The sequence below is a fragment of the Leucobacter luti genome (assembly GCF_019464495.1).
Lineage (GTDB): Bacteria > Actinomycetota > Actinomycetes > Actinomycetales > Microbacteriaceae > Leucobacter > Leucobacter luti_A.
Window position 1 is genome coordinate 2,792,075 of record NZ_CP080492.1, and the last position, 25,283, is coordinate 2,817,357.

Sequence of the window (25,283 nt, forward strand, 5' to 3'; positions counted from 1 at the left end):
CCGCGAGACACAGAGGAAGGCACACCCCAGATGACCACAGTCGCTCCAGCTCCCGGCATTCCGCCGGAACTGCGCATCCGCGCCGTGCGCGCCAGGCACCCGTGGCGCACCGTTGCCGCCATCGTGCTCCTGCTCGCGGTGCTCTCGTTCGTGCTCGATGCCTCAGGGCGCGAGGCTTACGACTGGGCGGCGTTCCGCACCTACATCTTCGATCAGCGCATCGTGCAGGCTGCAGGCGTCACCATCCAGCTCACGGTCTACGCGATGATCGGGGCGATCGTGCTCGGCGTTGCACTCGCCGTGATGCGGCAAAGCCCGAACAAGATTCTGGCGGCCATCTCGTGGGCCTTCATCTGGGTGTTTCGCGGCACCCCGGTGTACGTCCAGCTCGTGTTCTGGGGGCTGTTCACCACAATCTATAAGACCATCGACGTCGGGCTCCCGCTACAGGATCCGTGGTTTTCGGTTGGCACCGGCGATCTGCTCTCGCTGTTCTGGATCGCTGTGCTCGGCCTCGCCCTGAACGAGGCCGCGTATATGGCCGAGATCGTGCGGGCGGGTCTCCTCGCTGTTGACCCAGGTCAGGACGAGGCCGCTACCGCGCTCGGTATGAGCTGGGGACAGATGATGCGCAAGGTGATTCTGCCGCAAGCGATGCGCGTGATCATCCCGCCGACCGGCAACGAGGTGATCTCGATGCTGAAGACCACCTCACTCGTCACCGCCGTTCCCTTCAGCCTGGACCTGTACACCCGGTCGCGCGACATCTCTTCTGAGACGCTGAACCCGATTCCGCTGCTCCTGGTCGCCTCAGTCTGGTATCTCACGATCACGTCGGTTCTGATGGTGGGGCAGTACTTCCTTGAGCGCCGCTTCTCGCGTGGCCAGGTCCGCCGAGTGAGCCGCTCCGCGCGCGGCGAGGGCTCGAGTGACGGGGTGACGAAGACGATTTCGGTGGTGCCCGCCTTCGGGACGGACACCGGAGACGACACAGCCCAGAAGGGGGCGACGCTGTGAACGAATTTATGGTCGAAGCTGAGCACGTGCACAAGACCTACGGGGAAAACCACGTGTTGCGTGGGATCTCCATGCAGGTGCGGCCAGGCGAAGTGAGCTGCCTCCTCGGCCCCTCCGGCTCAGGCAAATCGACGTTCTTGAGATGCATCAACCGGCTTGAGACGATTGAGGGGGGCAAGATCCTCGTCGACGGTGAACTGGTGGGATTCAGAGAGCGCAACGGCAAGCTGCAGGAGCTCACGGCGTCCGAACTCGCCGCGCAGCGACGCGACGTCGGCATGGTGTTCCAGCGCTTTAATCTTTTCCCGCATCTCACAGCCCTTGAGAACATTGTGTGTTCACCCGTCATGGTGAAGGGCGAACGGAAAGATGTGGCCACGGCGCACGCACGCGAGCTGCTTGACCAGGTGGGGCTCTCCGAGAAGGCACACGCCTACCCGAGTGAACTCTCGGGCGGGCAACAGCAGCGCATCGCAATCGCGCGTGCACTGGCGATGCGGCCGAAACTCATGTTGTTCGACGAGCCAACGAGCGCGCTTGATCCCGAGCTTGTCGGCGAGGTGCTCGAAGTGATGCAGCAGCTCGCCGCGAGCGGGATGACCATGATCGTGGTGACTCACGAGATCGGGTTCGCGCGAGAAGTGGCTGACACGGTGACCTTCATGGACGAGGGCGTCGTCGTCGAGCAGGGAGCTCCGGACGAGGTGCTGGGACACCCCCGCGAGGCACGCACCCGAGACTTTCTCTCAAAGGTGCTGTGACGAAATGGGCGGCTGCGTTGCAGCGGCCGCCCATTTATCGCATCTGGGGAACGCCGCACAAGGGCTTGCACTGCTCCGGTATGGCCCCGGTAGGGTTGGTACTCCATCAGGGTGACACTCGCCCAACCTCTGGGGGTGCTTCGTGATCGAATTTGAACACGTGACGAAGACCTATGCCGGTGGCGCTGAGGCCGTCAGCGATTTCTCCTGCGTCGTGCCATCGCATCGCACCGTCGCGTTCGTCGGATCCTCTGGTTCAGGGAAAACGACGCTGCTTCGCATGGTGAACCGGATGGTGGAGCCCACTTCGGGCCGCGTGCTCATTGATGGCGAGGACGTGCGCTCCCGGAATCCGGTAGAGCTGCGCCGTTCTATCGGCTACGTGCTGCAGCATGGCGGACTGCTGCCGCATCGCACGGTGATCGATAACGTGGCCACCGTTCCGGTGCTCACTGGGCTCTCTCGCCGCGCGGCACGCTCCGAAGCAGGGGCGCTGCTCGAGCGCGTCGGGCTCGACCCCGCGCTCGGCGCGCGCTACCCAGCCCAGCTTTCCGGCGGACAGCAGCAGCGCGTCGGAGTGGCCCGCGCGCTCGCCGCCGACCCAAATATTCTGCTCATGGACGAGCCGTTTGGTGCCGTCGATCCGATTGTGCGCCGCGAGTTGCAGGGCGAGCTCGTGCGGCTCCAATCGGAGCTTGGCAAGACCATCGTGTTCGTGACACACGATATCGACGAGGCGTTCCTGCTCGGCGACGAGGTGATCGTGCTTGCCGCAGGCGGGCGCATCGCCCAGCGCGGCACTCCGGCTGAGATCTTGAGCAACCCGGCCAACGACTTTGTGCGTGAGTTCGTGGGTGCCGACCGAGCTGAGCGGCGGCTGCACGTTGCTGAAGTTGCGGGCCGCACCCTCGCGCTCGATGAGACCGGGCGCCCGGTGGGAGTGCTGGCCACGTGAATTGGCCGCTCGCCAATCTGCGGGTGATCCTTGAAGCAGCCGGGGATCACTTACTGCTGAGTGTGCCCGCAATTGTGCTCAGCGTGCTGATCGCCATCCCGATCGGGCGCCTTGCATTCCGTGCTCCGAGACTCGGCCGCCCGCTGCTGTCCGTCGCAGCACTGGCCTATGCGATCCCAGCGCTGCCGCTTCTCATTCTGATCCCCACACTGCTCGGAACTCCGCTGCGCTCCTGGCAGACGATGGTTATCGCGCTCACCGTCTACGGCGTCGCACTGCTCGTGCGCACTGCCTGTGATGCCTTCGCTGCAATCGACCCGCAATTGCGTGACGCTGCCGTGGCCGTGGGGTACTCGCCGCGTGCGATGTTCTGGCGGGTTGACCTGCCGCTCGCAATCCCCGTACTGATCTCCGGGATCCGGGTCGTGACCGTGTCCACCATCAGCCTCGTGACGATCGGGGCGCTGATCGGAGTACCGAGTCTGGGAACACTCCTGACCGACGGTTTCCAGCGTGGAATTGCGGCCGAAATCTGGAGCGGCGTCATTGCGACCGTCGTGCTCGCGCTGCTGCTTGACGCAGTGGTGCTCGGGATCGGTCGTGCGCTCACGCCGTGGACGCGACGGGCGACGGCGTCAGCGCAGCATGAGGTCGCAGTTCCCACCGGATCCTCCGAGGCGGCATCCGCGGAGGTCTCGTCATGAATCTGTTCATCGACGCGTGTGCGTGGCTCGCGGATCCGGAGCACTGGGCCGGACCGAGCGGGATCCCGATCCGTACCCTGCAGCATCTCGGAGTGACGCTGCTCGCCCTGGTCATCGCCAGCGCGATTGCGCTGCCGCTCGGGGTGCTGATCGGGCACACTCGGCGCGGAGCCGGGATCATCGGCGGATTCACCGGTGCAGCGCGTGCGCTCCCGACACTCGGCCTGTTGACGCTGTGCGGGCTCTGGCTCGGAATTGGTCTCGGCGCGCCGCTCCTCGCACTCACCGTGCTCGCCATCCCGTCACTGCTCGCTGGCGCTTATGCCGGCGTGCAGGCGGTCGACCCAGTGATCCCGGAGGCTGCCAGCGCGGTGGGTTTCAGCCCGGCGCAGGTGATCCTCCGCGTCGAGCTCCCGCTCGCGCTTCCCGTGCTCATCGGAGGTATTCGCGCGGCCGTGTTGCAGGTGGTCTCCACCGCCACGCTCGCGGCGTACACCGCAGATCTGGGGCTCGGACGCTATCTCTTCACCGGTCTCAAAGCGCGCGATTATCCGCAGATGCTCGCTGGCGCTCTGCTCGTCGTCGCCCTCACTCTGCTGCTCGAACTCCTGCTGGCCGCGTGGCAGCGCGCAGCCACGCGGAGATTTACCCGCCCCACTGGGAGTAACCGTGCTGAGGCGGACCGGCCTGACGGTCCTGACGGCTCTGACCGCGTTGACCGTGCTGAACGCCCATCCCTGACTCACACCGCTTCGCCCTGACCGACCGAGAGGACACCATCATCATGCGTCGTCGCACCATCGCTCTATCCACTGCCCTGCTCGCGGGGGCCCTCGCTCTGTCCGGTTGCGCGAGCGGCGATCCGCTCGCCGATTCTGGCGGCGAGACCCCGACGAGCGGGGAACCCCTCGTCATCGGGTCGCAAGACTACTACTCAAACGAGATCATCGCTGAGATCTACGCACAGGCGCTCGAAGCTCAGGGAGTCGAAGTGGAGCGCGAGTTCCGCATTGGCCAGCGCGAGGTCTACTTGCCAGAGCTCGAGGCGGGCAAGATCGACTTGTTCCCGGAGTACACGGGCAATCTGCTGCAGTACTGGGAGCCAGACACCGAGGCACGGCTCTCCGATGACGTGTACACGGCTCTCGACGCTGCGACACCTGACGGGCTCCGCGTGCTCGCGCAGTCCCCCGCGACGGATCAGGACGCGTACACGGTGACCGCTGACTTTGCGAAGCAGTGGCAACTCACGGATATCGACGACCTCGCCAAGGTCGACACGAAGCTCACTCTCGGCGGCAATTCCGAGGCCGAAACACGGCCATACGGCCCGGCTGGCCTTGCCCAGACGTACGGGATCGAAGGGGTGGGGTTCACCCCGATCGAAGATGGCGGCGGGCCGCTCACGGTGAAAGCGCTGCAGGACAATTCCATTCAGCTCGCGATCATCTACACCGCGGACCCGAGCGCAGCTGAAAACGATCTCGTGGCGCTGAACGACACGAAGGGGATTTTCCTCGCATCGCACGTCGTGCCGCTCGCGAGCGACCGGGTCGATGATGCCGCCGCGAAAATCATCGACAGCGTGAGCGCCGCAATGACGCCGGCAGATCTGCTTGAGCTCAACGCACGCAGCGTTGGGGAAGAGCTGCCAGCCGCGCAGATTGCGGGCGATTGGCTTGCAGAGCAGGATCTGGCGTAGCACGGTGGAAACGCGCGTCGACCTCGCGATCATTGGATCTGGATCCGGCAACACCCTGATCTCGCCCTACTGGGACAACAAACGAGTGGCGATCGCCGAGTCTGGGGTGTTCGGTGGTACCTGCCTCAATGTCGGGTGCATCCCGACCAAGATGCTCGTGCGGCCGGCGACGCTCGCGCGCACTCCAGAGGAGGCCGCGCGGCTCGGCATCACGATGCACACAGAGGGCGCGGATTGGCCGGCGATCCGGGATCGCGTGTTCGGGCGCATCGACGCCGTATCAGCGGCTGGCGAGCGCTACCGCAGAGATGAACAGGAGCACGTGCAGCTCATCTCGCAAGAGGTCCGGCTCGATGGGCCACACGCGTTTGTTTCCGTCGACGGCACCCGCGTGGAGGCTGAGCAGCTCGTCATCGCCGCAGGCTCGCGGGCACTCCTCCCCGACATCCCCGGCATCGACTTGCCTCAGGTGCACACCTCCGACACCGTGATGCGGATCCCCGAGTTGCCTGGCCGAGTGCTCGTGATTGGCGGCGGAGCGATCGCGAGTGAGTTCGCTGCGGTCTTCTCTGGCCTGGGTTCCGCGGTGACGCAGGTGCACCGCGGGCCGCGGCTGCTCTCGCACTCCGACGTGGAGATTTCGGAGCGCTTCACCGCGGTCGCTGGCGGGCACTGGGAGCTGCGGCTTGAGCGCACCGTCGCGCGCTTGGATCCGGATCCCGCCGGTGGCGTGATCGCCGAGCTCAGCGGAGGCGGCCCTGCCGATGAACGGGTGAGCGCCGATCTCGTACTCGTCGCCCTGGGGCGACGCCCGAATTCGGATCGGGTTGGCGCCGCCGAGGCGGGTCTCGATCTCCACGAAGACGGCCGGCTCGTCGTGGATGAGTACCAGCGGGTGCTTTCGGGCGGCACACCAGTGCCGGGAGTCTATGCACTCGGGGACGTCTGCACTCCGCTGCAGCTCAAACACGTGGCCAACCGCGAAGCCCGCGTCGTGGCGCACAACCTGGAGCACCCCGGTGGACTGCGGGCAGCCAGTCGCGATGCGGTGCCCGCAGCGATCTTCAGTGACCCCGAGGTCGCGGAGGTCGGATTGACCGAAGCGGAAGCCATCGCGCAGTTCGGCGCGGAGCGGGTTACCGCGTACACACAGGACTACGGAGACACCGCCTACGGATGGGCAATGGAGGATCGCACGGGCCTGGTTAAAGTTGTCGCCGATCGCAGCGACGGCCGCATCCTCGGCGCGCACGTCGTGGGGTATCAGGCATCGAACCTGATCCAGGTCGCGGTGATGGCGATGAGCTTTGGCATCGACGCGTACACGGCCGCGCGAGGACAATACTGGATCCACCCGGCGCTGATGGAGGTTGTGGAGAACGCGCTGCTCGGTCTCGATGTGCCGCACGGGGAACCGGCGCCGCTGTGAGTGGGCGGCGTAGTGCGGTGTTCAGGGGGCAGGTTCCTCGGACCGGGCGTACAGTGACGTCATGAGCACCAGAGTCGAGACGATCGAGTTTCTCACCGATCAGCTGAGCGCGCTGCCGAACATCCGCACGCGCAGCATGTTCGGTGAGTACGGCATGTACTGCGATGAGAAAGTCGTGGCGTTCATCTGCGATGACACGCTGTTCGTGAAGCCGACCGACGCCGGGCGCGAGTACCTCGGCACGCCAGACGAGGCGCCGGCCTATCCAGGCTCGAAACTGTACTTCCGCATTGACGGTGACCGCTGGGAAGATCGCGAGTGGCTCGCGGGCCTCATCGACTGCACCGCCGCAGCGCTGCCAGCTCCGAAACCCAAGGCGCCGCGAAAGCCGAAAGCTGCTTCACAAGCCGCGCCGAAGCGCGAGTTCTGAACTCAGTTCCCCGCGAGCAGCGCGGGGAACACGTAGTCCGTGTTGAGCGGTGCCATGTCCCCCCGCGCTATCGCGGGATCGATCCACTCCAGGTGCTCGATCTCCGCGCGGGGCTGGGCGTGTGCTGCGCCTGAAACGAGCGGGTGCTCGAACACTGTGGCCTCCACCACGTGACCCGGCTCATTCGCAGCGGTTGCGCGGAAGATGCCAAGCTCGCGCAGGCTGGCGGGATCGAGTGTCAGCCCGAGCTCCTCTGCGAACTCACGCACGGCTGTGGTCCGCGCATCCTCACCGGGCTCGTGTTTGCCCCCGGGCAACATCAGCGCCGACGTACCGCGCTTGCGCACGTTCAGGACGCGGCCGTGGTCGTCGCGCATCACAACGGCGCTGACTCGAATGGTGCGATCAGTGTGGGTCATCGTTCCTCCGCGTAGTCCGGGGCTGGCGGCAGTTCGAAGAACTCCTCAAGCGTGGTGGTGCCCTCCAACGCGAGCTGCGCTGCGAGCTCTGGCCCGACATAGCGGAAGTGCCACGGCTCCGGCATGAAGCCGGTCACTGACTCTTTGCCGGTCGGGTAGCGCACGATGAAGCCGTGCGCCGCGGCGTGCTCGGCGAGCCAAGCGCCAGCGGGCGTCTCGCCAAAGCATGCCGCCAGGTAGCAGTCGCCGTGATCGTCGAGGTCGATGACGAGTCCGGTTTGATGCTCTGAATGGCCGGGGCGGGCAGAGTATGTGTCTGCGGCCTCCCGGCCGTCGCGGGCGACATAGCCGGAGTAGAGTCCCACCTGGGTCGCGTAGTCCCGGTACGCACTGATGATGCGGACGCTGTGTCCCGCCTCGGCTGCCGCAGCGATCAGGCTCTCCGCCGCGCGGGCGGCCGGCTCTCTGAGTGGTTGGGAAAACTCGTTCTCGACGCCGACGGGCATGTCGAGATCCTGCGGTGCGAAATCGACGGGGGAGAGCGGTCGGAGCTTATTACTCACGACCCAGAGAGAGGTCGGATCGTCGATCGAGTACGCAGCGCGATCAAAGGCAGGCGGCGTGGGAGTCGCGGTCGCAGTCGGTGCCGGCGTCGACGGTTGCGTTGCGGGAGTCTCACTCGGCCGGGGTGCCTCCGGTTCCGGTGCGCACGCGGTGAGGCCGCTTGCGAGCGCGAGGGCGGTGCCGCAGGCGAGCAGCGTGGATCCGCGGTGCGAACGAGAGAACATGGCCTTCAGCCTAGAGGAGATGCGAGAACCGGAACTGGAGCCCCGGCTAGGCTGAATGTATGACGGACAGTAGCGAGGCACGTGGTGGCGTATCGCGGCGCAGAAAACTGACGATCGCGATCATCGTGGTGGCTATCGTGCTCGTCGGCGGTGGCGCGGCAGCCGCGTTCTGGCTCGCCCCCCAGCCCAAGCCCGCGGCTGAGGCTGCTCCCACGCCAAGCCCCTCCGCAACCCCGACTCCGACCGTGACGCCAACGCCTCCGCCGTCGGAAGACGACGCGATCAGCGTGATCGCGATGGGGGATATGCTGCCGCACGATTCTGTGAACGCGAACGCGCTTGGCGCGGACGGGGCCTACAACTACGCGCAGTTCTTCTCCGGGATTCAGAGTCAGCTCGATGCGGCTGATGTGACGTTCTGCAACCAAGAAGTGCCGAGCGCCGGAGTTGAGTTTGGTATCAGCGGATACCCCACTTTTAACGCGCCGGCGGAGTTCGCGCGCGACCTCCGGGAGGGCGCCGGCTGCGATCTCGTAAACACCGCCACAAACCACACGGCAGACAAGGGGACGGCGGGAATCGCCGCCACCCGCGGGGTCTGGGATGGGCTGACGCCAGCAATCGTCTCCGGGGCAAATCGGGACGCGGCGGAGCAGCGCGCGGTCACGGTGTTCGAGGAGCAGGGCGTCAAGATCGCGCTGGTGTCGTTCGCCGAGTATTCGAATGCCCCCATCGATGGAGTCTCGCTCAACATGATGGGTGACACTGCACTTGTCACCGAGTTGCTCACCGAGGCACGTGCGGCGGCCGACGTTGTGATCGTCTCGGCACACTGGGGAACTGAAGACTCACACGAGGTGAACGACGCTCAGCGCGCGTTCGCTCAGCAGGTCGCCGATCTTGGTGCAGACGTGGTTGTGGGCACCGGGCCGCACGTGCTGCAGCCGGTCGCCTGGCTCGACCGTGTCTCGGGTGGTCGCACGCTCGTGTGGTACTCAATCGGCAATATGCTGAACACGCAGCTAGAGCTCGATCAACGCACCGGAGTCATCGCCGGGTTCACCTTGGACCGTGACGATGCTGGGGCAGTGCAGGTCACGAAGCCAACCGCAATGCTGACCTATATGCACTACGACTGGACTGCTGAGCAAGAGGCGGCGAACGATCTGCTCGCACGCACGAATTTGTCCATCACACCGCTCGCCGGGGCGGACGCGCTCCTGCAGACCACCCGCTTCGGCGTGAGCGCCGCCGATCAGCTGGCGGCATCGAGCGCGATCCTGGGTCCAGACGTGACCGTGGTGGCTGAGTAACAGAGTCGGGGCTACGCCAGAGCGCTGCCAGGCTCCGTTTCCGCGCCGGAGGCCGATGAGAGCTCGCTGTACGCCTGAGCGCCGAGCCGATCCGCGATGACTGGGAACTCTCGTCGCACCTCGGCAACTCGGTTCGGAACAAGCTCCACGATCCGCACTTCTTCACCGTCGCCGCACTCCGCAAGAATTGTTCCCGAGGGATCAACGATGCGGCTGAACCCGCCAAGTTCCGTCTCGCTCTGCTGGCCGCACGCGTTCACCGCAACAACCCACACCTGATGCTCGACCGCGCGCGCCTGGGTGAGCAGTCGCCAGTGTTCCCGCCGCGCTGCAGGCCAGGCAGCTGGCACGATGACAGCCTCGGTGCCGCGGCTGCTGAGCTCCTGCCAGAGGCCGGGGAAGCGGAGATCGTAGCAGGTCGTGCTCGCGGTCAGTCCGAGCACGCTCGGCACCACGCTGAGTGTCGCGCCGGGGGTGAGCAGCTCCGACTCGAGCGACTGATAGCCGAACACGTGAATCTTGCGGTAGATCTGGGCAATCCGCCCGGCAGCGTCAACGAGCACCGCGGTGTTGTGTAGCGTGCCGCTCGGATCCCGCTCGACAATGCTGCCCAGGTGGATCGCGGCGCCCAGCTGCACTGCGACCCGTCGTGCCATGGTGACAGTCGGGCCGGCGAGTGTCTCCGAGAGTTCCGCGTACCGGTCGAAGGCGAAGTAGCCTGCGCTCCAGAGCTCAGGCAGGACGTAGAGGTCCGCGCCAGGATGAGCGAGCAGCAGGCGCTCGACGCGCTCGATCCTGGCACCCTGCGACTCCTCATCGGGGCTCGCGAGCTGCACGAGCGCGATGCTGCGGGGGGCTGACTGCTCTGGTGCGTGCGACATGCCCCCACCCTACTCGGGCGGCTCAGGCGGATTCACGTCTTCGTGCGGCACAATGGCACCATGAGTATCGACACCGCCGAACTGCCGGATCCCGAGGGCCCTGAGGATCGTCCGGCGCCCGCGGGCAACCCCGGCTGGTTGAGTGACGATGAGCTCGAGTTCGTGCGCGGGCGGATGCCGATCCTGTACGTGGAGGCCGTGCCAGTGCGCCTCGACGGGCTCGGCAAGGTGATCGAGGTGGGCCTGCTGCTGCGCAGCACCCCAGACGGCGTGATGACACGCGCGTTTGTCTCCGGTCGCGTGCGGTTCGGCGAGCCGCTGCGCGAGGCGCTGTTTCGGCACCTCGAAGATGATCTCGGCCCGATGGCGTTCCCACAGATGCCGACCGCGCTGCTCCCGGCGCAGGTGGCAGAGTACTTCCCGCTGCCCGGGATCTCCGCGTTTGTCGATGAGCGGCAGCACGCCGTCTCGCTTGTGTACGTTGTCCCGGTGACGGGCACGTGTAATCCGCGGCAGGATGCTCTCGAGGTGACGTGGATGTCGCCGGAGGAAGCACTGTCGCCCGACACGCTCTCCGAACTCGGTGGTGGTCGCGGCAGCCTGCTGCGGCAGGCGCTCGCAACTGTCGGCTGCTGACGCCTGCCGGTGCCTGCTGAAGCCAGCCGGTGCCTGCGGAACTACTCAATGGAGCGTGCGGGCTCGTGCGCTGATACGTGGGTGTGCGCCGACGCGCGGGTGTGCGCCGACGCGCGAGCGAATGAGCTAGCTCCTGCGCTCCCATGCAATGACGTGGCGGGGCGAGAACCCCCGCGCGCACGCGCCGCATGACGTGACTCTGGTGGGCGCTCGGAAGCGATAGTGGGAGTGCCCAGCGGGGCACGCACCCACCCACGGCGCGCGCTCGTGGGCGATCTCGCCGTCGTGTGTGCGCCCGCCGACGTAGCCGATCTCCGCTGCAACCCGCTTCCAGGCTGGCCCGTGAGCGGCCCTCGGGCCTGCCATCGCGTGTGCCACCTCGTGCAACAGGGTCTGATGCACCTCGTCATCATCGAATTTCTCTGCGAGGTAGCGTGACACGGTGATGCGGTGGTCGGTGTAGTTGCAGAGCCCGGCGCGCCGCTTCGCGTTGTCGAAACCGAAACTCCACACTTCGGGGTCCAGATGCATTCGGATGAGCGCGTCAGCCCAAACGCGCACCCGGGCCAGATCAGCCACGCTCGAAGAGCTCCCGCGCCGGTGCAGGCGAATCCACTGCTGTCGCGTCGGTGACTGGGCGGCCACCGCGGCTCAGCTCGGCGAACTCGCGGCCGACGAGCATGCGGGCGGGGTGCGGGCCTCCCGCGAGCAGCCGTGGGAGCCAGTCCAGCGTCTCAAGATCGTCATCTGTGGCGACAAACACCACGTTGCCGAAGCGTCGTCCTTTGATCACTTGCGGTTCTGCGATTGCGGCGACCGAGGTGAAGAGGTGATCAAGCGTCGCGGCCTGGCCGCGCACGAACGGCAGGCCTGCGCCGTCCGCCGCATTCACGACCACGAGCCCGCCGGGGGCGAGCAACGGTCGGATGAGCTCGTAAAACTCGGTGCTGGAGACGTGGGCCGGAGTTTGTGCGCCAGCGAAGATGTCGACGACGACGAGGTCCATCGCGCCGCGCATGCCCTCGGGCAATCTGTCAAGCACCTCACGGGCATCGCCGCGACGCACCCGAATGCTTGCCCGCTTGGGCAGCGGCGCGGCCGCGCGCACGAGATCGACGAGGTCGCCCTCGAGTTCGATCACCTGCTGCCTGCTGCCCGGTCTGGTCGCCTCCACGTAGCGCGGGAGGGTGAATGCGCCGCCTCCAAGGTGCAGGGCGGAGATCGGCTGGCCAGGCGTCTTGAACAGGTCGATGACGTGACCGATTCGGCGGATGTACTCGAAGAACAGCTCGCTCGGATCCGGGATATTGACGTGCGACTGCGGGGTCCCGTCGACGACCAGTTGTACCGCGCCCGGCACCCAGCGGTCCGCTTCGATTGCGGCCGTGAGACCGGAGCTGAGGGTGATCGGGTCAGGCAGGTTCATGACGCAGGCCAGAAACCGCGGGCCGAACTACGCACGGGCAAGCCCCAGCTCGTCGATCTTGCGCTGCAGATCGGCGTTCGATGGCTCGACCTGGTGGCTGCGGTCGGGGAACAAGATCACGGGGATGTTTGTACGACCACTGATGTCCTTGGCGACGTCAGCCGCTGCGGGATCCTGCACGAGATCGACGTATCGGTACTCCACGCCAGCGCGATCCAGCACGATCTTGGCGCGCCGACAATCGCCGCACCAGTCTGCTCCGAACATCACGGTTTCCTGCGGGGCCGCTGCGTCGGCGTTGTGCGCTCCTGCGGGGGTGGAATCAACGGGCTCGTTCATGCCCGCAATGATACGCCGGATTGTGGCGCATTCTGCTGGATTCCGCGGTGGGCGATCACTCGCTGGAGGGGCACTCAGCGGGGTCCCGGAGAGCGGAGCGCGGTGATGTCTCGACGGAACCAGAAGCGGCGTGCCAGAATCGCGAAGCACGCACCGAGCAAGGCCCCGGCGACGGTGTCGGTGAGCCAGTGCACGTGCAGCGCGGTTCGGCTCCACATCATCAGCACGATCCACCCGATCCCGGCAGCCCAGGCCCAGCGCACGGCTGCGCGGGGGACCTCGTCCGCCGCCGCAACCACGAGAATGAGGGAAATCGCGAGGGCTGCTGCACCGAGTGAGTGTCCAGAAGGGAACGAGCTGCCGTGCGAGGCATAGAGCTGATCCCATGGGCGGGGGCGCAACACGATTGCTTTCAGGGTCTCTGAAGCGATGACCCCGAAAAGCATGGCCGTCGCGACCGCAGCCGCGTCGCGCGGCCTGCGTAGGGCGAGCAGCAGCGCTGCGGCAATCGCCGCGCACGCCGCTGCGCCAACTCCACCGCCGATCTCTGCGAAGAATATGGCGATCGCGGACGGGGCGGAGCCGCGGCTCACCGCGGCGGTGCCATGCCACCACTCATCGGGGCCGAGCGGCCCGATCGTACCGCCGATGACAAATCGCAGCGTGAGTCCGAACGCGACGACGAGCAGAATGCCGAGCACCGCCCACGGTGTCGCAGTGCGGACGCCCGCGGCAACCCGCGCTCGGGATGACACTGCTGGGGATCGAGTCATCCCGCTACGATAGTCGCGCCGCGCATCGGTTCCCAGAGAAAGTCGTGTGCGGGGTCTCCGCCCGGCGCGGCTTCGGGGAGGCTGGGCACTCCCGGCCCGGCAGCTCACCGTTGTTCCGAGGAAATTCGTCCGGATCGTCGCTAGACAGCGGCCCGAATGCCTGGTAGGTTCGATAGTTGCACTACGGACACCTGTGCGCCTGCAAATAGCGGTGGGCCCCGGGAGCTGGCGCGAAAGCGCAGATGAGCCTCGATCACGTGTTTCGGTAGCTACGCAACTCTCGCAAGACCAGGTCAACCGGCCCGACGGGGCCCACGGAGGTAGTTTCCTTGGCTGCTGCGCGCAACGCATCGTCATCCACCCAACCGAAGAACGGTCGCAACCATCAGCGACTTTCCTTCGCCAAGATTTCCGACACACTGTCGGTGCCGAATCTGCTGGCACTGCAGCTTGAGAGCTTTGATTGGCTCGTCGGCAACGATGTCTGGAAGGAGCGCGTCATTGAGGCCCAGGCCCAAGGACGCGACGACATCGCACTGAAGAGTGGTCTGGAGGAGATCTTCGACGAGATCTCCCCGATCGAGGACAACGCTGGCACCATGCAGCTGTCGTTCGAGAACCCGATCCTCGACGAGCAGAAGTTCACCATCGAGGAGTGCAAGGAGCGCGGCAAGACGTACGCAGCTCCGCTGTACGTCGAGGCGGCCTTCTACAACACCGAGACTCAGGTGCTGAAGAGCCAGACGGTCTACATGGGCGATTTCCCCATCATGACCGACAAGGGCACGTTCATCATCAACGGCACCGAGCGCGTCATCGTGTCGCAGCTGGTTCGAAGCCCCGGCGTCTACTTCGATCGCGCACAGGAGAAGACCTCCGATAAGGACGTCTTCACCGCTCGCGTGATCCCGAGCCGCGGTGCGTGGCTCGAGTTCGAGGTCGACAAGCGCGATCAGGTCGGTGTTCGCATCGACCGCAAGCGCAAGCAGTCGGTCACGGTCTTCCTCAAGGCGCTCGGCATGACGAGCGAGGAGATCCTCGAGGAGTTCGCCGGCTACGAGTCGATTGCACTCACCCTGGAGAAGGACGGCATCCTCACCCAGGAAGAGGCCCTCAAGGATATCTACCGCAAGCAGCGTCCGGGCGAGCAGGTCGCCATTGAGGCAGCGCGTGCGCTGCTCGACAACAGCTACTTCAACGCGAAGCGTTACGACCTGGCAAAGGTGGGTCGCTACAAGATCAACCGCAAGCTCGGGATCGACGCTCCGATCACGGACTCGGTGCTCTCGCTCGAGGACATTGTCTCGACGATCAAGTACCTCGTGGGCCTGCACGCCGGCACGGAGACCATGCCTGGTGTCCGCGATGGCCAGCCGATCGACGTCCGCCTCGATATCGACGACATCGATCACTTCGGCAACCGTCGTATCCGCGCCGTTGGCGAGCTCATCCAGAACCAGGTCCGCACGGGCCTGAGCCGGATGGAGCGTGTCGTGCGTGAGCGTATGACCACGCAGGACATTGAGGCGATCACGCCGAACACCCTGATCAACACGCGTCCCGTGCTGGCCGCGATCAAGGAGTTCTTCGGCACGTCGCAGCTGTCGCAGTTCATGGATCAGAACAACCCGCTCGCGGGTCTGACCAACAAGCGCCGCCTCTCCGCGCTCGGCCCCGGTGGCCTCTCGCGTGACCGCGCAGGCGTTGAAGTGCGAGACGTGCACCCGTCCCACTACGGCCGCATGTGCCCGATTGAGACCCCGGAAGGCCCGAACATTGGCCTGATCGGCGCACTCGCGACGTTCGCCCGCATCAACGCGTTCGGTTTCATCGAGACCCCGTACCGCCGAGTGCTCGACGGTAAGGTCACCGATCAGGTGGATTACCTCACCGCGCACGAAGAGGACGAGTACCTCATCGCGCAGGCTGGCGCTCCGCTCACCAAGGACGGCAAGTTCTCGGAGAAGCAGGTGCTCGCACGCCCCCGTGGCTCCGAGGTGATCCTGGTCGACGCCGGGCGCGTTGACTACATGGACGTCTCGCCGCGCCAGATGGTGTCGGTCGCGACCTCGCTCATTCCATTCCTCGAGCACGACGATGCGAACCGCGCGCTCATGGGCGCCAACATGCAGCGTCAGGCCGTGCCGCTCGTCCGTTCCGAGTCGCCAGTTGTCGGCACCGGTATGGAGGGCTACGCAGCGATCGACGCCGGTGACGTGGTCACCGCTGCGAAGTCCGGTGTGATCGCTGATGTCTCGGCAGACGTCGTCACCATCCAGGAGGATGAGGGCGGCACCAAGAGCTACTTCATGCGCAAGTTCGACCGCTCCAACCAGGGCACGAACTACAACCACCGCGTCATCGTGAAGGCGGGCGAGCGGATCGAAGCAGGCGAGGTCATCGCTGACGGTCCCGCAACGGAGAACGGCGAGCTCGCGCTCGGCAAGAACCTCCTCGTCGCATTCATGTCCTGGGAGGGTCACAACTTCGAGGACGCGATCATCCTGAGCCAGAACCTGGTGAAGGACGACACGCTCTCCTCGATTCACATCGAGGAGTACGACGTCGATGCGCGTGACACCAAGCTCGGCAAGGAAGAGATCACCCGTGATCTCCCCAACGCGAGCATGGAAGCACTGAAGGATCTCGACGAGCGCGGCATTATCCGCATCGGCGCAGAGGTCACCCCCGGTGACATCCTCGTCGGCAAAGTCACGCCGAAGGGCGAGACCGAGCTGAGTGCAGAGGAGCGTCTGCTCCGCGCGATCTTCAACGAGAAGAGCCGCGAGGTGCGCGACACGTCGCTGAAGGTGCCCCACGGCGTCTCCGGAACGGTCACGTCCGTCAAGGTCTTCGACGCGGAGAACGACAATGACGACGAGCTCGGCTCGGGTGTCAACCAGCGCGTTGTCGTCTACATCGCTCAGAAGCGCAAGATCACCGAGGGCGACAAGCTTGCTGGCCGTCACGGCAATAAGGGCGTCATCTCGAAGATTCTGCCCGTTGAGGACATGCCGTTCCTCGCCGACGGTACCCCCGTCGACGTGATCCTGAACCCGCTGGGCATCCCGGGCCGAATGAACTTCGGTCAGGTGCTTGAGATCCACCTCGGGTGGATCGCGAAGCAGGGCTGGAAGGTTGACGGATCCCCTGAGTGGGCTGCCAAGCTCTCGCAGCAGGCGCTCGAAGCCGCTCCGAACACGAAGGTTGCGACTCCAGTGTTCGACGGCGCTTCCGAGGCCGAGATCGCGGGTCTGCTCGACTCGACGCTCGAGACCCGCGACGGCGACCGCCTGATCGGATCCAGCGGCAAGACGCGTCTGTTCGATGGCCGCTCAGGTGAGCCGTACCCGTACCCCGTCTCGGTGGGATACATGTACATCCTGAAGCTGCACCACCTGGTCGACGACAAGATCCACGCGCGTTCTACGGGTCCGTACTCGATGATCACGCAGCAGCCGCTCGGCGGTAAGGCTCAGTTCGGTGGCCAGCGCTTCGGTGAGATGGAAGTGTGGGCGCTCGAAGCCTACGGCGCCGCATACGCGCTGCAGGAGCTCCTCACGGTCAAGTCCGACGATATCCTCGGCCGCGTCAAGGTGTACGAGGCGATTGTCCGCGGTGAGAACATTCCGGAGCCGGGCGTGCCCGAGTCATTCCGCGTTCTCCTCAAGGAAATGCAGTCGCTCTGCCTGAACGTTGAGGTGCTCAACGCTGATGGCCAGGCCGTCAGCCTGCGCGACAACGACGATGAGGCCCACCGCACGGCAGAAGAGCTGGGTATTAACCTCTCCAGCCGCTTCGAGACCTCGTCTATCGACGAGATCTAAGCCGCACCAGACGTTTAGTTACCAAGGAGAACATTTTGCTCGAGGGTACGAGTTTCAATGAGCTGCAGATCCGTCTGGCGACCGCTGACGACATCCGCAGCTGGTCATTCGGCGAGGTCAAGAAGCCGGAGACCATTAACTACCGCACGCTGAAGCCGGAGAAGGACGGTCTGTTCGGCGAACAGATCTTCGGACCGAGCCGTGACTGGGAGTGCGCGTGCGGCAAGTACAAGCGCGTTCGGTACAAGGGCATCGTCTGTGAGCGGTGTGGTGTCGAGGTCACGAAGTCCTCGGTGCGCCGTGAGCGCATGGGCCACATCGAACTGGCTGCGCCTGTTACGCACATCTGGTACTTCAAGGGTGTCCCGTCACGCCTGGGCTACCTGCTCGATATGGCGCCGAAGGACCTCGAAAAGGTCATCTACTTCGCCGCGTACATGATCATCGATATCGATGAAGAGGGTCGCCACGAGGATCTCGGTGAGCTGGAGGCTGAGCTTCGGCTCGAGCTGAAGGCACTCGAGGACCAGCGTGACATCTCGATCGCGCAGCGTCAGCAGCAGGCCGAATCCGATCTCGCGGCGCTTGAAGCTGAAGGGGCGAAGGCGGATCAGCGCCGTCGCGCTGAAGCTTCCGCCGAGAAGGAAATGACCTCGATCCGCAAGGGCTTCGACGACGACATCGCTCGTCTGCAGCGCGTGTGGGAGGACTTCCGCAACCTGAAGGTTGGCGATCTCAAGCCGGAGGACGCTGTCTTCGCTGACCTCATGGACCGCTACGGCGATTACTTCGAGGCCTACATGGGCGCCGAGGCAATCAAGAAGCGGCTTGAGGCATTCGACCTGGCCGCTGAGAGCGAGACGCTGCACCTGCAGATCTCTGAGGGCAAGGGTCAGAAGAAGATCCGCGCCATCAAGCGCCTGAAGGTGGTGAGCTCCTTCCTGCAGACGGGCGCAAGCCCCGCTGCGATGGTCCTGGATGTCGTTCCGGTGATCCCGCCTGAACTGCGCCCGATGGTGCAGCTCGACGGTGGCCGCTTCGCGACCTCTGATCTCAACGATCTGTACCGCCGCGTGATCAACCGCAACAACCGCCTCCGTCGTCTGCTGGATCTCGGCGCTCCCGAGATCATTGTGAACAACGAGAAGCGCATGCTGCAGGAAGCTGTCGACGCACTGTTCGACAACGGCCGCCGCGGCCGTCCCGTCACGGGCACCGGCAACCGTGCACTGAAGTCCCTGAGCGACATGCTCAAGGGCAAGCAGGGCCGGTTCCGTCAGAACCTGCTCGGTAAGCGCGTTGACTACTCTGGCCGTTCGGTCATCGTGGTCGGCCCGCAGCTCAAGCTGCACCAGTGTGGCCTGCCGAAGCAGATGGCGCTCGAGCTGTTCAAGCCGTTCGTCATCAAGCGCCTGATGGATCTGTCGCACGCACAGAACGTGAAGGCGGCAAAGCGCATGGTGGAGCGTGCACGCTCCGAGGTCTGGGACGTGCTCGAGGAGATCATCCGTGAGCGCCCGGTGCTGCTGAACCGCGCACCGACGCTGCACCGTCTCGGCATCCAGGCGTTCGAGCCGCAGCTCGTTGAGGGCAAGGCGATCCAGCTGCACCCGCTCGTCTGCGCCGCGTTTAACGCTGACTTCGACGGTGACCAGATGGCTGTGCACCTGCCGCTGTCGGTTGAGGCGCAGGCCGAGGCCCGCGTGCTGATGCTCGCATCGAACAACATCCTGAAGCCGTCTGACGGCCGCCCGGTCACCCTGCCCTCGCAGGATATGATCATCGGCCTGCACCACCTCACCACGATCAAGCCCGATTCGATCGGCACCGGCCGTGCGTTTGGCTCGGTTGCCGAGGCAATCCTCGCAATGGACGAGGGCACGCTCGATCTCGGTGCGAAGATCAAGATCCGTCTCATCGGCTACACCGATGCCGAGGGCGTCACCTACGAGAAGCCCGTGCTCGTCGAGACCTCTCTCGGACGCGCGATCTTCAACGAGGCGCTCCCAGCTGACTACGTGTACTTCGAAGATGTCGCTGACAAGACCAGCCTGTCCGGTCTCGTCAACGATCTCGCGGAGCGCTACCCGAAGGTGGAGGTCGCTGCAACTCTCGACCGCATCAAGGACGCCGGCTTCCACTGGGCGTCGCGCTCGGGTGTGACCGTCGCTCTCTCGGATATCGTGACGCCGTCGAACAAGGCAGAGATCATTGCGGAGCACGAGAAGCGCGCCGCGAAGGTTCAGCGTGATTATGACCGAGGCATGATCCAGGATCGCGAGCGTCACAAGGCACTCGTCGAGATCTGGACGGAGGCGACCGATGAGGTTGCTGCCGCGATGCGCGAGGCGTTCCCGGCAGACAACACCATCTTCCGGATGGTCTCGTCTGGCGCACGTGGTAACTGGCTGCAGATCCGTAACATTGCGGGTATGCGTGGCCTGGTGTCGAACCCGAAGGGTGAGATCATCCCTCGCCCGATCATTAACTCGTACCGCGAGGGCCTGTCAGTTGCTGAGTACTTCATCGCGACTCACGGTGCCCGTAAGGGTCTTGCTGATACCGCGCTCCGTACCGCTGACTCGGGGTACCTGACCCGTCGTCTGGTGGACGTCTCGCAGGATGTCATCATCCGCGAAGAGGACTGTGGCACGCGACGTGGCCTCGACCTTCCGATCGCTGCTCCTGACGCCAATGGCGTGCTGGTTGGCGACGAGAACGTTGAGAACTCGGTCTACGCTCGCACACTCTCCTCTGAGGCAGTCGCTGCCGACGGCACCGTCGTCGCAACGGCTGGCGAGGATGTGGGCGACGTGCTCATCGACAAGCTCGTCACCGCTGGCATCACAGAGATCAAGGTGCGCTCCGTGCTCACCTGCGAGTCCGCTGTTGGTGTTTGCGCGACCTGCTATGGCCGCTCGCTCGCAACGGGCCAGCGTGTCGACATCGGTGAGGCCGTTGGCATCATCGCGGCACAGTCGATTGGTGAGCCGGGAACCCAGCTCACCATGCGTACCTTCCACACCGGTGGCTCGGCCTCGGCCGATGACATCACGCAGGGTCTGCCCCGCGTGCAGGAGCTCTTTGAGGCACGTACCCCCAAGGGTGCGTCCCCGATCGCCGAGGCCGCAGGCCGCGTCACGATCGAGGACACCGAGAAGAGCCGCCGCATCCTCCTCACGCCGGACGACGGCACCGAGGAGAAGGCGTACCCGGTGCTGAAGCGTGCAACGCTGATCGTGCAGGATGGCGATCACGTCGAGCTCGGCCAGCCCTTCCTGGCAGGAACGCTTGACCCGAAGGACATCCTCCAGGTCGGCTCCACCGAGAATGGCAAGCACATTCCGGGCGAGCGCGCGGTGCAGAAGTACCTCGTTGAGGGCGTCCAGGGCGTCTACCGTTCACAGGGTGTTCCGATCCACGATAAGCACATTGAGGTCATCGTGCGCCAGATGCTGCGGAAGGTCACCGTCGTCGATCACGGCGAGACCGAGCTGCTTCCAGGTGAGCTCGTCGACCGGGCCCGCTACCAGCGGATCAACCGTGAGGCGATCCTCGAGACCAAGCGTGCGGCAACGGCCCGCCCCGAGGTCATGGGTATCACCAAGGCGTCGCTCGCGACTGAGTCGTGGCTGTCGGCAGCCTCCTTCCAGGAGACCACCCGCGTCCTCACACAGGCTGCGATGGAGGGATCACGCGATCCGCTCATCGGTCTCAAGGAGAACGTCATCATCGGTAAGCTCATCCCGGCTGGTACCGGTCTGAGCACCTACCGGGATGTCAACGTTGAGGCAACTGAGGAGGCAAAGGCGGAGCGGTACCCGAACCGCCTGTTCGCCACCGAGGGCACCTTCGACGAGAACGATCTCTCGTTCGTTGACTTCGACAGCTTCACGGCTGACGAGTTCAACCCGGGCAACTACAGCTAAGGACTTGTCCTCAGCTCCGCTCGGAGCCTGAAACGGGCGCTCGCACTTTGGTGCGGGCGCCCGTTTTGCGTGTGTGGGCCACGTTGCGAGCTCTACGCGAGGCGAATTTGAGGGATCACTGGCGCGTGCTGCTGCCAAAAACGTAGCTTCCTTGTACCGTGGCAGCACAGAGAGTGTGTTTGGGGACCCAAGCGCCCGAACACCGACGAGAGGTGCTGCGATGAGCGAAGACCGCGAGACACCCCCTTCGAGGGCGGCGGCAACGCCGGAGACTTCCGGGACCCCTGGCGCCCCCGTTGCGGAGACGCTGGCGAGCGAGACCGAGGTGCTGCGTGCCGTCGAGCGCTCCCGGGATGCGGCTGACGCTGGTGACGTGGCGTCGGGTCACGCTGCCGCAGAAGAGCAGGCCACGTCCACGTCCACTGAGGGTGCGGCAGCAGGGAATGGCATTGACCGGGCAGTGGCCGATATTGATGTGGATGAGCAGGCGCGGTGCACGGCGATCTCCGAAGTTGACACTCAGCTGGACATGCACCCGGTGACCGCAGCACTCCCCGGCACGGAGACCACTGCGGCACCCACATACGACGACCTCCCGACTGCCGCGCCCGCCGTGGGGCTGTCCCCGGCACGCGATGGTGAGATCCGCATCAGCGCCGATCACCCGATGGCGGCACTGTACACACAGACCCCGCTTCCACCCGATATCCGTGGCAACCGAGGTGCAGGTACCCTGATCGCCCTCCTCGGCACGGTCGTGTTCGCTGCCCTGTACCTTGGCGTGATTGCACTCTGGATTGCCCCGACGTTCCCGCCGTCACAGTTCCTCGCTGACGGCCTGATGCCATGGCTCACTTCCTGGCTGTTTATTGTCCCGAGCGTCGCGTTCTTTGTGGCACTCGTGCTGCTCGTGCTGATTGTGGGACGAGCGGGCTGGTGGGCGTACGCCGTGGGAGGGTTCCTTGTTGCCGCGCTCGTGTGGGTGGCCGCAACGGTGACGCTCAGTCTCGCTGGTACCCCGTACGCGACCCCGACGGAGATGCTCCCCGGATTCACGTTCGGATTGGCTCAGCTTCCCGAGTTGATCAATCGCTTCGGGCTCACGGTTCCGGCGATCGCAGCAGCAGCAGTGGCGCGTGAGGTCACTGTCTGGTTCGGTGCATGGATTGGCGCTCGCGGGCGCCGCATGAAATTGCGCAACGCCGAGGCGCTCGCTGAGTACGACTCCGCGCTGGCTGAGGCACAGGCGACCCAGCCATGAGCTCGGGCCCCCGCCGCGGGGTCACCCGCGGGTACGTGGGGGCCCTGATCATGGCAACGGTCATCGTTGCGGTCGCCCTGCTCGTTGCAGTGTGGGGTGGACTCGCCCTGGTGCTGGGGCAGGATCCGGTGACCTCGCCCTCGGTGCCGCGTTGGGCAGCGCCGCTCGTATTGCTGGTCTGCCTGGGCATTCTCGCCTGGACGTTGTGGTTGCAGGCGCTCGTGCTGTTACGCGGCCGCCGTTCGCCGTCCTGGGGGCGGATCATCACGGTTGGTGTCGGGGTCTATCTGGTGTGGGGCCTCGCTGGGATACTCGCGGGCATGTCGATCGCTGAGACCTGGCTCAGCCCATTCGCAGCGGCACTCATCCCGATCTGGGCGGTGGTCGCGCTGCTCTTCTGGGCCGTGCTTGCCCGCCGCGTGTACACCGATCGCCCCCCTCCCCGGTGGCCGTGGGAGCGCGCGGAAGAGGGGGAGTGAGCGTGTCCGACGCGATCGAGGAGCGAGTGGGCGTCGCAGTTGACGCCTGGCTCAGGTGGGTGCCGAGCTGGAGCCCCGGAACGCATCGCGGACGCTCAAAGATCTGCCAGCGCTGCACGGGGTCCCCGATCCTTGCTGCAGCTGGGCTCACAGGAGATGTGCCGCACCAGGTGATGCACGCACTCGTCTCCCGAATGCAGCGGATCATTGACCGCAGTGTCGACCGCTTCACGGAGACAGAGCTGCCGGCCCTGCACGAAGAACTCTCGCACGACGAAATGTGGCGTTCGGGCGGGTACGATCCCCGCGCGAATCTTGAGCCGGAATTCGAGGGCCTGGATCCAGATCCAGAGCCAGGCGACACCGAACAACCATTCCTATTCACGCTCGCGGGCCTCGCCGAAGAGACGAAGCCGGCGCCTCCGCTCCCGCGCCCGCCGCTGAGCGCCGCAGAAAAGCAACAGCTCCGCGAAGATGTTGCGCGAGCGGGGGAGTACGCCGATGAGTGCGGCAGGGGAGTCTGCTTCGCGCTCGTGTCCCATCGCGCTCGGATTACCGCAGCGATCTCCCGCTTCGTGGAACCACAGATTCAGGCGCTCATGTCGGAGCTCAGTGAGGGGCTTGAGCCGCCACGGTGACGAGCTCTGGCCACATGCCTCCGCTGGGCTGCGTCGCAGCAGCTGTTTCGTACAGCACTTGGATGTTCTCGGTGAACGCTCAGTCTGGCGCGACCTTGCTCGACTGCCCGCGCGGTGGTTCTGCGCGGCTGCGGGCCGGGGCGACACGCCGAAGGGGGTCACGGGCCTCAGGAAGTTCGGCCGCTGCATCGCCGATTGCTGACCCGGGCGTGAGCGGCCCGGACGCGAGCGAGATCACGTGCTCGCCCGGCAGAGCAGCGTGCAAGTCCCCACTATGGAGTCACAGCGCGGGCGGCGATCAGTACCGGGAGGGCGACGTGGAGCGCGCACTGTGCGCTGGTTCGGGCGAGCGGACCGGGGAGTGATCCCGGGTGTTTCTTGCGCGACTTGCCCGGAGCGCGTAAAGTTGGTCTCTGGTGTACTCCAGTGTGTTGAGCCGTGCCCGCACGGCGCAATTCGGGGGAGTACATCGCGGGATCACCGCCTCCAGGGGCGATACCCCCACGGCATAGCTGCACTCCGGTTGACAGGGCGCGTTCTCGCGTCAATGAAACCAGCAGCTCCGCGTCTGCGCAAGCAGTCGCACATGCTCAATCCAATTTGAAGCATTCCTGTCACCGTGCAGGAGTACCGAGGAGAATCAGTGCCAACTATTCAGCAGTTGGTTCGCAAGGGTCGCACGCCGAAGGTCTCAAAGACCAAGGCTCCCGCCCTGAAGTCGAACCCGCAGCAGGCAGGGGTTTGCACCCGTGTCTACACCACCACCCCCAAGAAGCCGAACTCGGCGATGCGTAAGGTCGCACGTGTGAAGCTTCGCAACGGGACCGAGGTCACCGCCTACATTCCGGGCGAGGGCCACAACCTGCAGGAGCACTCACTGGTGCTCGTGCGCGGCGGTCGCGTGAAGGACCTTCCCGGTGTTCGTTACAAGATCGTGCGCGGCGCGCTTGACACGCAGGCGGTCAAGGACCGTCAGCAGGCTCGCAGCCGCTACGGTGCAAAGAAGGTGAAGTAATGCCCCGTAAAGGTCCTGCTCCGAAGCGCCCAGTAGTTGCCGATCCCGTATACGGCGCTCCCATCGTGAGCCAGCTTGTCAACAAGATTCTTCTTGATGGCAAGAAGGGTCTCGCTGAGCGCATCGTTTACGGTGCTCTCGAAGCTGTTGCAGAAAAGTCCGGTCAGGACGCTGTGACGGTGCTCAAGAAGGCGCTCGACAACGTGCGCCCCACGCTTGAGGTCCGTTCGCGTCGCGTCGGCGGCAGCACCTACCAGGTGCCCGTCGAAGTGAAGCCGCACCGCGCCAACACGCTCGCGCTGCGCTGGTTGACCAGCTACGCAAAGGCACGTCGCGAAAACTCGATGACCGACCGTCTCACGAACGAGATTCTCGATGCATCCAACGGCCTCGGTGCCGCTGTGAAGCGTCGCGAGGATACGCACAAGATGGCCGAGTCGAACCGCGCGTTCGCTCACTACCGCTGGTAACCAGCCGGTAGTAACCAGTCGGCAGGCAGAGGCGTCTTTTCGGCTCTGCCTGCCTTCTGCGGGGCTTCGCCCCGCGATCCGAACTTTCACC

General features: G+C 65.1%; 24 protein-coding genes. 17 read left to right on the top strand and 7 right to left on the bottom strand.

Annotation, left to right across the window (positions count from 1 at the left end; translation table 11 throughout):
• Nucleotides 1-30 precede the first annotated feature (30 nt).
• The 8 genes from K1X41_RS12495 (at nt 31) to K1X41_RS12530 (ending at nt 6,998) form a co-directional block, all read left to right on the top strand.
• Nucleotides 31-1,017, top strand: coding sequence for an amino acid ABC transporter permease (locus K1X41_RS12495; RefSeq protein ID WP_220174762.1), 987 nt, complete (start codon nt 31-33; stop codon nt 1,015-1,017).
• Between the two features lie 8 nt (nt 1,018-1,025).
• Nucleotides 1,026-1,778, top strand: coding sequence for an amino acid ABC transporter ATP-binding protein (locus K1X41_RS12500; RefSeq protein ID WP_220175853.1), 753 nt, complete (start codon nt 1,026-1,028; stop codon nt 1,776-1,778).
• A gap of 142 nt (nt 1,779-1,920) precedes the next feature.
• The gene (locus K1X41_RS12505; protein ID WP_133615607.1) at nt 1,921-2,733 is read left to right on the top strand and encodes an ABC transporter ATP-binding protein; all 813 of its coding nucleotides are present in this window, start codon (nt 1,921-1,923) and stop codon (nt 2,731-2,733) included.
• Nucleotides 2,730-3,437: an ABC transporter permease gene (locus K1X41_RS12510; RefSeq protein WP_132201913.1), complete on the top strand. Its 708-nt coding sequence runs from the start codon at nt 2,730-2,732 to the stop codon at nt 3,435-3,437. Before K1X41_RS12505 ends, K1X41_RS12510 begins: the two co-directional genes overlap by 4 nt.
• Entirely contained in the window at nt 3,434-4,198 is a 765-nt protein-coding gene (locus K1X41_RS12515; RefSeq protein ID WP_132201915.1) for an ABC transporter permease, read from the top strand. The genes K1X41_RS12510 and K1X41_RS12515 overlap by 4 nt, the downstream gene beginning before the upstream one ends.
• Before the next feature lie 23 nt (nt 4,199-4,221).
• Nucleotides 4,222-5,139: an ABC transporter substrate-binding protein gene (locus K1X41_RS12520; RefSeq protein ID WP_132201917.1), complete on the top strand. Its 918-nt coding sequence runs from the start codon at nt 4,222-4,224 to the stop codon at nt 5,137-5,139.
• A gap of 4 nt (nt 5,140-5,143) precedes the next feature.
• Nucleotides 5,144-6,568, top strand: coding sequence for a mycothione reductase (locus tag K1X41_RS12525; RefSeq protein ID WP_133615608.1), 1,425 nt, complete (start codon nt 5,144-5,146; stop codon nt 6,566-6,568).
• A 61-nt stretch (nt 6,569-6,629) separates the two neighbouring features.
• The gene (locus K1X41_RS12530) at nt 6,630-6,998 is read left to right on the top strand and encodes a TfoX/Sxy family protein (protein WP_132201921.1); all 369 of its coding nucleotides are present in this window, start codon (nt 6,630-6,632) and stop codon (nt 6,996-6,998) included.
• Between the two features lie 2 nt (nt 6,999-7,000).
• On the opposite strand, the gene K1X41_RS12535 is transcribed toward K1X41_RS12530, so the two are convergent.
• Nucleotides 7,001-7,417, bottom strand: coding sequence for an NUDIX hydrolase (locus K1X41_RS12535; protein WP_132201923.1), 417 nt, complete (start codon nt 7,415-7,417; stop codon nt 7,001-7,003).
• Nucleotides 7,414-8,205 carry a M15 family metallopeptidase gene (locus K1X41_RS12540; RefSeq protein WP_220174763.1) on the bottom strand — a complete coding sequence of 264 codons (792 nt, stop codon included), beginning with the start codon at nt 8,203-8,205 and terminating at the stop codon, nt 7,414-7,416. The genes K1X41_RS12535 and K1X41_RS12540 overlap by 4 nt, the downstream gene beginning before the upstream one ends.
• A 59-nt stretch (nt 8,206-8,264) precedes the next feature.
• Here K1X41_RS12540 and K1X41_RS12545 point away from each other — a divergent pair, with 59 nt between their 5' ends.
• On the top strand, nt 8,265-9,518 hold the full coding sequence (locus tag K1X41_RS12545; protein WP_220174764.1) for a CapA family protein: 1,254 nt from the start codon (nt 8,265-8,267) through the stop codon (nt 9,516-9,518).
• A gap of 11 nt (nt 9,519-9,529) precedes the next feature.
• Here K1X41_RS12545 and K1X41_RS12550 read toward each other — a convergent pair whose 3' ends face one another.
• On the bottom strand, nt 9,530-10,399 hold the full coding sequence (locus K1X41_RS12550; protein ID WP_220174765.1) for a nitrilase-related carbon-nitrogen hydrolase: 870 nt from the start codon (nt 10,397-10,399) through the stop codon (nt 9,530-9,532).
• Nucleotides 10,400-10,459: 60 nt separating this feature from the next.
• Between K1X41_RS12550 and K1X41_RS12555 the strand changes: the two genes are divergently transcribed.
• Entirely contained in the window at nt 10,460-11,035 is a 576-nt protein-coding gene (locus tag K1X41_RS12555) for an NUDIX hydrolase family protein (protein ID WP_132201931.1), read from the top strand.
• A 126-nt stretch (nt 11,036-11,161) separates the two neighbouring features.
• Here the strand turns inward: K1X41_RS12555 and K1X41_RS12560 are convergent, their stop codons facing one another.
• The 4 genes from K1X41_RS12560 to K1X41_RS12575 all read right to left on the bottom strand — a co-directional run bounded on the left by K1X41_RS12560 (nt 11,162) and on the right by K1X41_RS12575 (nt 13,573).
• Nucleotides 11,162-11,614: a SprT-like domain-containing protein gene (locus tag K1X41_RS12560; protein ID WP_132201933.1), complete on the bottom strand. Its 453-nt coding sequence runs from the start codon at nt 11,612-11,614 to the stop codon at nt 11,162-11,164.
• On the bottom strand, nt 11,607-12,461 hold the full coding sequence (locus K1X41_RS12565) for a spermidine synthase (protein ID WP_133615613.1): 855 nt from the start codon (nt 12,459-12,461) through the stop codon (nt 11,607-11,609). The genes K1X41_RS12560 and K1X41_RS12565 overlap by 8 nt, the downstream gene beginning before the upstream one ends.
• 27 nt (nt 12,462-12,488) lie before the next feature.
• Nucleotides 12,489-12,728 (bottom strand): glutaredoxin domain-containing protein, encoded by a 240-nt coding sequence (locus K1X41_RS12570; protein ID WP_132203903.1) that lies wholly within the window; start codon nt 12,726-12,728, stop codon nt 12,489-12,491.
• Nucleotides 12,729-12,874: 146 nt separating this feature from the next.
• Complete coding sequence (locus K1X41_RS12575; RefSeq protein WP_220174766.1) at nt 12,875-13,573, bottom strand: phosphatase PAP2 family protein; 699 nt, start codon at nt 13,571-13,573, stop codon at nt 12,875-12,877.
• Nucleotides 13,574-13,902: 329 nt separating this feature from the next.
• Here K1X41_RS12575 and rpoB point away from each other — a divergent pair, with 329 nt between their 5' ends.
• The 7 genes from rpoB to rpsG all read left to right on the top strand — a co-directional run bounded on the left by rpoB (nt 13,903) and on the right by rpsG (nt 25,192).
• Nucleotides 13,903-17,400 (top strand): DNA-directed RNA polymerase subunit beta, encoded by a 3,498-nt coding sequence (gene rpoB / locus K1X41_RS12580; protein WP_132201939.1) that lies wholly within the window; start codon nt 13,903-13,905, stop codon nt 17,398-17,400.
• A gap of 35 nt (nt 17,401-17,435) precedes the next feature.
• The gene (locus tag K1X41_RS12585) at nt 17,436-21,329 is read left to right on the top strand and encodes a DNA-directed RNA polymerase subunit beta' (RefSeq protein WP_132201941.1); all 3,894 of its coding nucleotides are present in this window, start codon (nt 17,436-17,438) and stop codon (nt 21,327-21,329) included.
• Nucleotides 21,330-21,549: 220 nt separating this feature from the next.
• A complete protein-coding gene (locus K1X41_RS12590; protein WP_220174767.1) occupies nt 21,550-22,590 on the top strand; it encodes a hypothetical protein in 1,041 nt (346 codons plus the stop codon).
• Nucleotides 22,587-23,069 carry a hypothetical protein gene (locus K1X41_RS12595; protein ID WP_220174768.1) on the top strand — a complete coding sequence of 161 codons (483 nt, stop codon included), beginning with the start codon at nt 22,587-22,589 and terminating at the stop codon, nt 23,067-23,069. The genes K1X41_RS12590 and K1X41_RS12595 overlap by 4 nt, the downstream gene beginning before the upstream one ends.
• A gap of 2 nt (nt 23,070-23,071) precedes the next feature.
• Nucleotides 23,072-23,707, top strand: coding sequence for a spermidine/putrescine ABC transporter substrate-binding protein (locus K1X41_RS12600; protein WP_132201947.1), 636 nt, complete (start codon nt 23,072-23,074; stop codon nt 23,705-23,707).
• A 643-nt stretch (nt 23,708-24,350) separates the two neighbouring features.
• Entirely contained in the window at nt 24,351-24,722 is a 372-nt protein-coding gene (gene rpsL / locus K1X41_RS12605; RefSeq protein WP_119073187.1) for a 30S ribosomal protein S12, read from the top strand.
• Nucleotides 24,722-25,192 (top strand): 30S ribosomal protein S7, encoded by a 471-nt coding sequence (rpsG, locus tag K1X41_RS12610; protein ID WP_130453700.1) that lies wholly within the window; start codon nt 24,722-24,724, stop codon nt 25,190-25,192. Before rpsL ends, rpsG begins: the two co-directional genes overlap by 1 nt.
• Nucleotides 25,193-25,283 lie beyond the last annotated feature (91 nt).

What these genes read in the sequence shown, in the direction of transcription:
- K1X41_RS12495 (WP_220174762.1), top strand. Translation starts at nt 31, where the DNA reads ATGACCACAGTCGCTCCAGCTCCCGGCATTCCGCCGGAACTGCGCATC.
- K1X41_RS12500 (WP_220175853.1), top strand. Translation starts at nt 1,026, where the DNA reads ATGGTCGAAGCTGAGCACGTGCACAAGACCTACGGGGAAAACCACGTG.
- K1X41_RS12515 (WP_132201915.1), top strand. Translation starts at nt 3,434, where the DNA reads ATGAATCTGTTCATCGACGCGTGTGCGTGGCTCGCGGATCCGGAGCAC.
- K1X41_RS12520 (WP_132201917.1), top strand. Translation starts at nt 4,222, where the DNA reads ATGCGTCGTCGCACCATCGCTCTATCCACTGCCCTGCTCGCGGGGGCC.
- K1X41_RS12530 (WP_132201921.1), top strand. Translation starts at nt 6,630, where the DNA reads ATGAGCACCAGAGTCGAGACGATCGAGTTTCTCACCGATCAGCTGAGC.
- K1X41_RS12535 (WP_132201923.1), bottom strand. Translation starts at nt 7,417, where the DNA reads ATGACCCACACTGATCGCACCATTCGAGTCAGCGCCGTTGTGATGCGC.
- K1X41_RS12540 (WP_220174763.1), bottom strand. Translation starts at nt 8,205, where the DNA reads ATGTTCTCTCGTTCGCACCGCGGATCCACGCTGCTCGCCTGCGGCACC.
- K1X41_RS12545 (WP_220174764.1), top strand. Translation starts at nt 8,265, where the DNA reads ATGACGGACAGTAGCGAGGCACGTGGTGGCGTATCGCGGCGCAGAAAA.
- K1X41_RS12550 (WP_220174765.1), bottom strand. Translation starts at nt 10,399, where the DNA reads ATGTCGCACGCACCAGAGCAGTCAGCCCCCCGCAGCATCGCGCTCGTG.
- K1X41_RS12555 (WP_132201931.1), top strand. Translation starts at nt 10,460, where the DNA reads ATGAGTATCGACACCGCCGAACTGCCGGATCCCGAGGGCCCTGAGGAT.
- K1X41_RS12565 (WP_133615613.1), bottom strand. Translation starts at nt 12,461, where the DNA reads ATGAACCTGCCTGACCCGATCACCCTCAGCTCCGGTCTCACGGCCGCA.
- K1X41_RS12570 (WP_132203903.1), bottom strand. Translation starts at nt 12,728, where the DNA reads ATGTTCGGAGCAGACTGGTGCGGCGATTGTCGGCGCGCCAAGATCGTG.
- K1X41_RS12575 (WP_220174766.1), bottom strand. Translation starts at nt 13,573, where the DNA reads ATGACTCGATCCCCAGCAGTGTCATCCCGAGCGCGGGTTGCCGCGGGC.
- K1X41_RS12590 (WP_220174767.1), top strand. Translation starts at nt 21,550, where the DNA reads ATGAGCGAAGACCGCGAGACACCCCCTTCGAGGGCGGCGGCAACGCCG.
- K1X41_RS12595 (WP_220174768.1), top strand. Translation starts at nt 22,587, where the DNA reads ATGAGCTCGGGCCCCCGCCGCGGGGTCACCCGCGGGTACGTGGGGGCC.
- rpsG (WP_130453700.1), top strand. Translation starts at nt 24,722, where the DNA reads ATGCCCCGTAAAGGTCCTGCTCCGAAGCGCCCAGTAGTTGCCGATCCC.